Genomic DNA, 9,804 nt, shown 5'->3' on the forward strand with positions numbered 1-9,804 from the left:
CACATGGAGGGCGTGCGGCTCACCCGGTGGCTGCTCTCCCCCATTCCCACGTTCAAGCTGTGGCGGCGGATGAAGCTGTGGGAGCTCCGCAGCTACGAGCAGGTGATCAAGCTCGAGCAGGACCGGCTGATCTATCAGGCCCGTCTGCAGGCACGTTTCGGCCGGGCGTGGCGGCGCAAGGCCCCGGTCGAGGCGCTGATGCCGCTGCGGCTGGCGAAGTACGGTGTGCCGCTGGCGGAGACCGCCCCGGCGGGCCTGGCGGCCGCGGGTGTCGATCCGGTGCTGCTGCCGCCGGCGCCGGTCGCGCAGTCCGCGGCGCAGCCGGAGCTGCCCCGTGCCACCGCGCTGCCGCGGCAGCGCGAGGAGGATGTGACCGCCGCCGGTCCCGGCCCGCAGCAGCCTCGCACGCAAGGACCGTCGGAGGGACCGTCGGGCCCGGCGGAGGATGCGTTCGAGGGCCCGGGCGCCCATGAGAGCCCGTGGTTCGCGGCCCCGCAGGTCCCGCAGGAGGCGTACGAGAGCGCGTACAACCCGACGTACGTCGAGGGTTTCGAGCCCCACCCGGTGCCGGTCCCTGCGGGACCCGGCCGCACGCGCCCGCTCGGCTCCGGCCCCGGGTCGCCGGCGGTCCCCCAGCCGCAGTTCTACGAGCCGGAGCCGGGTGCGTCCTACGACGACTCCTACGAGGAGGAGTCCGCCGACGCGTACCGGAGCGGCCCGCAGCCGGACGCCCGGTCGCAGCAGGGCGCCGGGCCCGACGCCGTCGCCGAGGACACCGCCGCGGACGCCGAGTTCGCGGAGGCGGCCTACCCGGCGTTCCTCGAGTACGTGAACGAGTACCAGGACTACCCGAGCGCCGAGCGGCTCGACATACTGCTCGCCGATCGCCACGGGGTACGGCACCCGCGCAGCACCGCTCTGCTCAAGCGGCTGCTGCCCGGATTCCAGAAGCGCCTGCAGGCCGAGCTGGAAGAAGAACACATCGCCTGACGGGCCGAGGGGCACGGACGCAGAAGTTCTCAGGCGCGCTTCTTGGCCGTCTCGCCGTACACCGCGAGGGCCAGGCCCGCGACAGCGAGCACCACGTAACCCGCCGTGGGGATCTCCCACCATTTCCGGAGCATGCCCCACGGCCCGTCCCCGAACGTCCGGCCCGCCACTCCGAGTACGCCCTGGATGCCGGTGACCCAGCCGATGACCGCCACGATTTCCTTCATGGCCCAACGGTCTCCCGGCATCGCGCCCGTTTCGTCGTGCGCACGGCCGAACCCTGGGTAGGCCGAAGGATGCAGAAACGGGTGGAGGGCCCCACCCCGACGGGGTGGGGCCCTCCACCTTCGAGGGTCGGCCGTCAGACGGCGAGCAGCTTGCGCACCCGCTCCGCGCCGACCGCCAGCAGCAGCGTGGGCAGGCGCGGGCCCGTCTCCCGGCTGACCAGCAGGCGGTAGAGCAGGGCGAAGAACGACCGCTGGGCGATCTTCAGTTCCGGTGTCGGCTTGGCGTCCGGCTCCAGGCCTGCCATGACCTTGGGCACGCCGTAGACGAGCGTCGTCAGACCGTCGAGCGACCAGTGCGTGTCCAATCCGTCGAGCAGCAGCCGCAGCGATTCACGGCCCTGGTCGTCGAGAGAGGCGAGCAGCGCGGTGTCGGGCTCGGATCGGACGACGGTCCGGGCGTCGGCGGGGACCTGGGTGGTGATCCAGTTCTCCGCGCAGCCGAGCCGCGGGCGGGCCTCGTCCAGCGAGGTCAGCGGGTTCGCCGGGTCGAGGTCGCTGAGGATGCGGATCGTCTGCTCGTCGTGGCCGGCGGTGATGTCGACGACCGAGGCGAGCGTGCGGTACGGCAGCGGGCGCGGTGTGCGGGGCAGTTCACCGGCCGCGGTGCGGACGGCCCGGGAGTACGCGGCGGCGTCGGCCGGCAGGGCGGTGCCCTCCTCGACCTTGGCGGCGAGCTTGTCCCACTCGTCGTAGAGCCGCTGGATCTCCTGGTCGAAGGCGATCTTGAAGGACTGGTTGGGCTTGCGGCGCGCGTACAGCCAGCGGAGCAGCGGCGCTTCCATGATCTTCAGCGCGTCGGCCGGGGTGGGTACACCGCCGCGCGAGGACGACATCTTGGCCATGCCGCTGATGCCGACGAAGGCGTACATCGGGCCGATGGGCTGGACGCCGTCGAAGATCTCGCGAACGATCTGGCCGCCGACGACGAACGACGAGCCCGGGGAGGAGTGGTCGACGCCGCTGGGCTCGAAGATCACGCCTTCGTAGGCCCAGCGCATCGGCCAGTCGACCTTCCAGACCAGCTTGCCGCGGTTGAACTCGCTCAGCCGGACGGTCTCGTCGAAGCCGCAGGCCGTGCAGACGTAGGCCAGCTCGGTGGTCTCGTCGTCGTACGAGGTGACGGTGGTGAGGTCCTTCTCGCACCGGCCGCAGTACGGCTTGTACGGGTAGTAGCCCGCCGCGCCGCCGCTGCCGTCGTCCTCCGCGGCCGCGCCGGAGCCCTCCGCCGCCTCGAGCTCGGCCGCGTCGACCGGCTTCTGCGACTGCTTCGCGGGCGCCTTCTTGGTGCGGTACTGGTCGAGGATCGCGTCGATGCCGGCGCGGTGCTTCATCGCGTGCAGGATCTGCTCGCGGTAGGCGCCTGCCGTGTACTGCTCGGTCTGGCTGATGCCGTCGTACTCGACGCCCAGCTCGTCCAGGGCCGCGGTCATCGCGGCCTTGAAGTGCTCGGCCCAGTTCGGGTACGCGGAGCCGGCGGGCGCGGGGACCGAGGTGAGCGGCTTGCCGATGTGCTCGGCCCACGACTCGTCGATGCCCTCGATACCGGCCGGCACCTTGCGGTAGCGGTCGTAGTCGTCCCAGGAGATCAGGTGACGGACCTCGTGCCCGCGCCGCCGGACCTCGTCGGCGACCAGGTGCGGGGTCATGACCTCGCGGAGGTTGCCCAGGTGGATGGGGCCGGAGGGGGAGAGTCCGGAGGCGACGACGACCGGTTTGCCAGGCGCACGTCGCTCCGACTCGGCGATGACCTCGTCCGCGAAACGGGAGACCCAGTCGGTCTCGGTGCTGCTCTGAGCCACGGTCGGCACGTCCTTCTTCCTCGAATGCTGGGTTGAGCTCCCGGCCATTCTCCCAGACGGAGGACCTTCCTCCGGGCCTGCCGGGCCGCGGCCATTCTTGCGGGAAACGGCTTGCCCCTCCATGGGATACTTGACAACCGCAACAGTCCCCTGACAGGAACGGAAGCTCATGGCCTCGGTCCCTTCCCTCGCTTCGACCGTGCAGCAGCGCCTCGCGGACGCCCTCTCGGCAGCTCTGCCGGAGGCCGGATCCGCCGACCCCCTGCTGCGACGAAGCGACCGGGCCGACTTCCAGGCCAACGGCATCCTGGCGCTCGCGAAGAAGTTCAAGGGCAATCCGCGTGAGCTGGCGACCAAGGTCGTCACTGCGCTCAACAGCGGCTCCGCCGCGGGCATCGGCACCGACGACGTGATCAAGGACATCGAGGTCTCGGGCCCCGGCTTCCTGAACATCTCGATCAGCGACAAGGCGATCATCGGCACGCTGGCCGCCCGCGCCGCGGACGACCGCCTCGGCGTGCCGTACGCCGAGCAGGCGGGCACCACGGTGATCGACTACGCCCAGCCGAACGTGGCCAAGGAGATGCACGTCGGTCACCTGCGGTCCGCGGTGATCGGTGACGCGATGGTGCAGATCCTGGAGTTCGCGGGCGAGAAGGTGGTCCGGCGCCACCACATCGGCGACTGGGGCACGCAGTTCGGCATGCTCATCCAGTATCTGATCGAGCACCCGCACGAGTTGGACCACAAGGGCGGAGTCTCCGGTGAGGAGGCGATGTCCAACCTCAACCGGCTCTACAAGGCCGCCCGTGCCCTCTTCGACTCCGACGAGGAGTTCAAGGCGCGCTCGCGCGACCGGGTGGTGGCGCTCCAGTCGGGCGACGAGGAGACCCTCGCGCTGTGGCAGAAGTTCGTGGACGAGTCGAAGATCTACTTCTACTCGGTCTTCGACAAGCTCGACATGGAGATCCGCGACCCGGACGTCGTCGGCGAGTCCGGCTACAACGACATGCTCGACGAGACCTGCCGCATCCTCGAGGAGTCCGGTGTCGCCGTGCGCTCCGAGGGCGCGCTGTGCGTGTTCTTCGACGACGTGAAGGGCCCGGACGGCAACCCGGTCCCGCTGATCGTCAAGAAGTCCAACGGCGGCTACGGCTACGCGGCCACCGATCTGTCCGCCATCCGCGACCGCGTGCAGAGCCTGAACGCGTCCACCCTGCTGTACGTGGTGGACGCGCGCCAGTCCCTGCACTTCAAGATGGTCTTCGAGACCGCGCGCCGGGCCGGCTGGCTGAACGACAAGGTCAAGGCCGTGCAGCTCGCGTTCGGCACCGTGCTCGGCAAGGACGGCAAGCCGTTCAAGACCCGTGAGGGTGAGACGGTCCGGCTGGTGGACCTCCTCGACGAGGCGATCGACCGGGCGACGGCCGTCGTCGCCGACAAGAGGGAGAAGGTCGGCCTGACCGACCAGGAGGTCGCGGAGAACGGCCGGTACGTGGGCATCGGCGCGGTCAAGTACGCCGACCTGTCGACGTCCGCGGTGCGCGACTACAAGTTCGACCTCGACCAGATGGTGTCGCTGAACGGCGACACGTCGGTCTACCTCCAGTACGCGTACGCCCGTATCCAGTCGATCAAGCGGAACGCGGGCGCTCGGCGTCCTGCCGCACACGCCGAGCTGTCCCTCGCCCCGGCGGAGCGGGCGCTCGGTCTGCACCTGGACCAGTTCGGCGAGGTGCTGGCCGAGGTCGCGTCCTCGTACGAGCCGCACAAGCTGGCCGCGTACCTGTACCAGCTGGCCTCGCACCTGACCACGTTCTACGACCAGTGCCACGTGCTCAGCGAGGACAACCCGGCGGAGGTCGTGGAGAACCGCCTCTTCCTGGTCGACCTCACGGGGCGCACGCTGCACCAGGGCATGGCGCTGCTGGGCATCCGGACGCCCGAGCGCCTCTGATCAACGCGATTCGGCACACTGGCCGGACGAGCCGGCGAGCATTTTGCTCGTCCTCGTCCGGCCAGTGGCCGTCGTGCACCGGTCGATCACGGCCGGATGTCGCGCGAAGTCCTGCCCGACGCGTCGTCGATCTCGGTGTGAGCCTTCTGCAGCAGCTGTGAGGCGAGGTCCATCAGGGCGCGTGCGCCCGCGATCTCCTCGCCGACCAGCAGCTGCGGCTGGTCGGAATGGTGGCGATTCGCGTTTCCGTGACCCCGGTATTCCGTGCCGTCGCCGAGCCTCACCATCGCGGCCGCCCTCGTGCGGTCACCCTCCTCCTTGAACTCCATCTCGATGTGCCATCCGACGAGTGTCTGCATGACGGATCACCTCCAGCGGTACCCCTTCAAGGGTGCGCCGCATGGTCGCTGATCGCGAACTGTCAGGCCTTCCCTCTCACATCGCCACCCCTCGCCCTTCCGGTTGTCCCTTGCGTCGTCCTTCCGGACTTACCCGGAAGTCACATTGGTCTATACCTTGACTCGATCACGTCAAGCGCGCTTGAGTGGGCGCACAGCCCCCCACCGCGGCCTGGCCCGGGCAGCAACTGCTGCTTCGGGTAAGGCCGTTGCGCTCAGAAGGAGTGATCGAGTGCTGAGAACCCGCCTCATGGCGCTGCTGGTCGCCGTCCTCGTCGCGACCGGCCTCGCCGCAGTCCTGATGCCCTCCGCATCCGCCGCGTCCGCCGCATCCGTCTGCGACACCGCGCCGAACTGGCAGCAGGGCGCCTGGTACACGACTGGCAACGTTGTCAGGTACAACGGCGCCTACTACATAGCCGAGCACGACAACCCGGGCTACGACCCGACGATCAGCACCTGGTACTGGAACCCGTACACCTGCAGCGGCGGCGGCAACCCGTCCCCGTCCGGCTTCGTGGTCAGCGAGTCGCAGTTCAACCAGATGTTCCCGAACCGGAATTCCTTCTACACCTACAGCGGCCTGACCGCGGCCCTCAGCGCCTACCCGGGCTTCGCCAACACCGGCAGCGACACGGTGAAGAAGCAGGAGGCCGCGGCCTTCCTCGCGAACGTCAGCCACGAGACCGGCGGACTGGTCCACGTCGTGGAGCAGAACCAGGCCAACTATCCGCACTACTGCGACTGGAGTCAGCCTTACGGCTGCCCCGCGGGCCAGGCCGCGTACTACGGCCGCGGACCGATCCAGCTCAGCTGGAACTTCAACTACAAGGCCGCGGGCGACGCGCTCGGCATCGACCTGCTGAACAACCCGTGGCGAGTCCAGAACGAGGCGGCCGTCGCCTGGAAGACCGGCCTTTGGTACTGGAACACCCAGAGCGGCCCCGGCACGATGACCGGGCACAACGCCATGGTCAACCAGGCCGGCTTCGGTCACACCATCCGTTCGATCAACGGCTCGCTGGAGTGCGACGGAAAGAACCCGGCGCAGGTCCAGAGCAGGGTCAGCAAGTACCAGCAGTTCGCCCAGATCCTGGGCGTGCCGACCGGCGGGAACCTCTACTGCTGAGGACGGACCGCCACTGATCGGGCCGCGGACCGGGGAGACATCGTCCCCCGGCCGCGGCCGCACCATGTTCACGGCACCTCGCCGCACACTGCCCCGGTTCAGGCCACTCGCCCCGCACGGCCGGTTCGCGCCACCTCGCCCGACACGGCAGGGTTCACGCCACCTCGCCCGGCACGGCAGGGTTCACGCGCCCCGGAGGCAACCCGCGGAACCCCCATCCCGTCCTCCGGGGTCGAGAGGCGTCCGGGGGAACGGGCGCTCCGAACACGGGGATGAGGAGGGACCGTTGATACGTGCCCGGAAGATGTGGGCCACCGCCGTAGCGGTGCTCACGGTCGTGGGTGTGTCGCCCGCGGTGGCACAGGCGCGGCAGGCACCCGACGTCCGGCCCGCCGCAGCGGCGAAGGACAACAACGTCGATCTGCCGCCCGGCTGGCGAATAACCGAGGACGACGGGGAGAGCGCGCTGGAGTGGCGCTCACCCCGCCCGGTGCCCGCGGGCGACGCGCGCGTCGAGTTCCACGCCGACGGCAGGCTGGTCGGCGCGCCCGAGCCGGACAAGGACGGCCGGACCTTCCGCCTTCCCCTCGAGGAGGCCCGGACAAGCAACCTGACCGACCTTCAGGTGCTCGCTGCCGGCCGCCGCCTCGACGAGGCCTCCGCTTCCGGCGCCCGCGACCGACGGTCCGCACCGCCCGCCGCGCAGCCCCCCGCCCGGCTCCCGGCAGGCACCGTCGACCCGGGCAAGCCGGGCTCGTACACCACGACCACGAGCGAGTACGCGCTCGACCCGGTCCGGCTGCCCGGCTTCTCCGCCCCGGTCGAGATGCGTGGTGTGGTGGTCGCCCCCAAGGGCGCCGCCGGCAAGCGCCCGGTGGCACTGTTCCTGCACGGCCGGCACGCCACCTGCTACGTCCCCGGCAGGGACGGCGACGTGACGATCGACTGGCCCTGCGCCAGGGGAGCCGAGCCGATCCCGAGCCACCGCGGCTATCTGCGCGACCAGAAGCTGCTGGCCTCCCAGGGCTATGTGACCGTGTCGATCTCCGCGAACGGCGTCAACGGCCAGGACGGCGACGTCGACGACGGCGGCGCACAGGCCCGTTCGTCACTGGTGCGGACGCACCTGGCCCGCTGGGCCGAATGGGCCGCCAAGCCGGCCACGGCACCCGAGGCCGTACGCGGCACCCCGAAGGCCGACCTGTCCCGCGTCCTGCTCGTCGGCCACTCGCGCGGCGGCGAGGGCGTCAACCGCGCCGCCCTGGACAGCCTCTATCCGCCTCCGGCCGACCGGGACGGCTACCGCGGCCCGGTGCGCTGGCACATCCGCGGGACCGTGCTCATCGGCCCGACGATCTTCGGCCAGAACCCGGTGCCGGACGTGCCCTCGCTGACGATCCTGCCTGGCTGCGACGGCGACGTCTCCGACCTCCAGGGCCAGGTGTACGCCGACGGCACCCGTGGCGTCAGCCGGGGCAAGGCGCTGCACAGCGCGGTCTACATGGTCGGTGCCAACCACAACTACTTCAACAGCGAGTGGACGCCGGGCCAGGCCCAGGCGCCCGCCGACGACGACTTCTGGCACGACCCCGAGCAGCCGGACCCGGTGTGTTCCCCCGGGACCGCCACCCGGCTGACCGCCGACCAGCAGCACCGGGCCGGCGCCATCTACATCGCCGCCGCCGCGCGGCTTTTCGTCGCCGGCGACGACAAGGTGCGCGAGCTGCTCGACGGCTCCGGCCGCCGCGCCCCGTCCGCCGACCCCGCGCGGGTGCTGACTCACGCGGTGGGCGCGAACCGGAGCGCCGGCTTCCTGCCGGACGGCCCCGTGAAGGTGACCGGCGGACGGCTGTGCTCCGCGATCGATCCCGACCCGCGCACCGCATGCATGAACGCGGAGGCGGGCGGCTCCTCGCCACACTTCGCGCAGTGGCAGCCGGAACGCGAGACGGGCCGCCGCGCCGTGGCGATGCGCTGGTCCGCGCCGGGCTCGGCAGCGTTGCGAGTGCGTCCGGAAAAGCCTCTCTCCGTCGAGGGGGCCCAGAGCCTCGCGCTGCGCGTCTTCGTGCCGCCGAACACCACCCGGACACAGTTGGACGTGGCCGTCACCGACGTCTCCGGCAAGCGGGCGAAGCTCGGCGGCGTCCGGGTGGACGGGCTGCCGGGCAGCGACCGCACCGCCTCGTACTGGGCGCGCGAGGTGCGCGTACCGCTCGCCGCCGCCGCCCGCGCCGGTCTCGACCTGCGCCGGATCGCCTCCCTGGAGCTGACGCCGCGCACCCGCTCGGGGCAGGCGTGGCTGATGGATGCCTGGGCCTGGAGCCCCGGCACACCCGCCGTGAAGGAAGCCCCGCTCACACGTGTCGACATCGGCCGTCTGAAGGTCAAGGAGGGCGACTCGGGAGTCCGCACGTACCAGGTGCCCGTGCACGTCTCCGGCAACGGCGGCGGAACGGTCCGGCTGTATGTCCTCGACCCGGCCACCGGCCAGGCGAAGGACCGGCTGGTGACCGTGAAGCCCGGCGCCGGCGCCATCGACCTTCCGGTGAGCGTGAAGGGCAACAAGCGTTACTCCTGGGACGTGTCGCACGACGTGCTCGTGAAGGCGGTGCGCGGGACCGTCGTCGGTTCGCACGTCGGCGGTGTCACCGCCGAGAACGACGACCCGATGCCGGAGATCACCGTCAAGCCCGTCGCCGACAAGGTGACCGAGGGACAGCCACTGAAGTGGCGGGTCGCCCTGTCCGCGCCGGCCGACGTGGAGATGACCAGGACACTGAAGATCGTGCCCGTCACCGGCCGCGCCGAGCTGTCCACCAAGGACGTCGAACGGCAGTGGCTGCTCGACATGATCGGCGAGGTGCCCGACGGCGAAGTCCCGCTGTCCCAGCTGGAGTACGCCTACCTGTGGGCGTCGGTACCGCCGGGCAGCACGACCGCGGAGGTGCTCGTGCCCACGGTCGGCGACAGGGTGGCAGAGCCGGCGGAGTACGTGGGCCTGCAGTCCACCGACGACGAGGGCGAGCCGCAGGGCCCTGTCCTCACGGGCACCGTGCGCGACGCTCCGTAGGGCGCCCGTTCAGGGCCGCGCGAACTCGCACCACACCGCCTTGCCAGGAACGCGTCGGCCGACACCGCCGGTGGGGGGCCGCCGGGGCCCCCACACCCCACCACCCCCCCGCGCACCCACCCGGGCGCCGCCCCGGCGGCGGCAGGCGCCAAAAGGTGAACACCCCCCGCGCCA

At 70.8% G+C, this 9,804-nt stretch carries 7 protein-coding genes; 4 read left to right on the plus strand and 3 right to left on the minus strand.

The genetic code is table 11. The annotated features are described in order from the left end of the window. A partial coding sequence (locus ABZ070_RS32490) for a DUF2637 domain-containing protein (RefSeq protein WP_356639160.1) occupies positions 1 to 990 on the plus strand: 990 nt, incomplete at its 5' end. Between the two features lie 29 nt (positions 991 to 1,019). Here the strand turns inward: ABZ070_RS32490 and ABZ070_RS32495 are convergent. Continuing rightward, positions 1,020 to 1,217, minus strand: a complete 198-nt coding sequence (locus ABZ070_RS32495) for a hypothetical protein (protein WP_356639162.1) — start codon at positions 1,215 to 1,217, stop codon at positions 1,020 to 1,022. Positions 1,218 to 1,351: 134 nt separating this feature from the next. After that, positions 1,352 to 3,085, minus strand: coding sequence for a lysine--tRNA ligase (lysS, locus tag ABZ070_RS32500; RefSeq protein WP_356639164.1), 1,734 nt, complete (start codon positions 3,083 to 3,085; stop codon positions 1,352 to 1,354). A 160-nt stretch (positions 3,086 to 3,245) separates the two neighbouring features. Between lysS and argS the strand changes: the two genes are divergently transcribed. Next, complete coding sequence (argS, locus tag ABZ070_RS32505) at positions 3,246 to 5,033, plus strand: arginine--tRNA ligase (protein ID WP_356639166.1); 1,788 nt, start codon at positions 3,246 to 3,248, stop codon at positions 5,031 to 5,033. 86 nt (positions 5,034 to 5,119) lie between these two features. Here the strand turns inward: argS and ABZ070_RS32510 are convergent, their stop codons facing one another. Further along, the gene (locus tag ABZ070_RS32510; protein WP_356639168.1) at positions 5,120 to 5,392 is read right to left on the minus strand and encodes a DUF1876 domain-containing protein; all 273 of its coding nucleotides are present in this window, start codon (positions 5,390 to 5,392) and stop codon (positions 5,120 to 5,122) included. A gap of 271 nt (positions 5,393 to 5,663) precedes the next feature. On the opposite strand from ABZ070_RS32510, the gene ABZ070_RS32515 reads away from it, so the two are divergent. Further along, on the plus strand, positions 5,664 to 6,560 hold the full coding sequence (locus tag ABZ070_RS32515) for a glycoside hydrolase family 19 protein (RefSeq protein WP_356639170.1): 897 nt from the start codon (positions 5,664 to 5,666) through the stop codon (positions 6,558 to 6,560). Between the two features lie 286 nt (positions 6,561 to 6,846). After that, the gene (locus tag ABZ070_RS32520; RefSeq protein WP_356639173.1) at positions 6,847 to 9,630 is read left to right on the plus strand and encodes a hypothetical protein; all 2,784 of its coding nucleotides are present in this window, start codon (positions 6,847 to 6,849) and stop codon (positions 9,628 to 9,630) included. Positions 9,631 to 9,804 lie beyond the last annotated feature (174 nt).

The organism is Streptomyces sp. NPDC006283 (assembly GCF_040613325.1).
In the GTDB taxonomy this organism is placed as follows: domain Bacteria; phylum Actinomycetota; class Actinomycetes; order Streptomycetales; family Streptomycetaceae; genus Streptomyces.

What these genes read in the sequence shown, in the direction of transcription:
- ABZ070_RS32510 (WP_356639168.1), bottom strand. Translation starts at nt 5,392, where the DNA reads ATGCAGACACTCGTCGGATGGCACATCGAGATGGAGTTCAAGGAGGAG.
- argS (WP_356639166.1), top strand. Translation starts at nt 3,246, where the DNA reads ATGGCCTCGGTCCCTTCCCTCGCTTCGACCGTGCAGCAGCGCCTCGCG.
- ABZ070_RS32495 (WP_356639162.1), bottom strand. Translation starts at nt 1,217, where the DNA reads ATGAAGGAAATCGTGGCGGTCATCGGCTGGGTCACCGGCATCCAGGGC.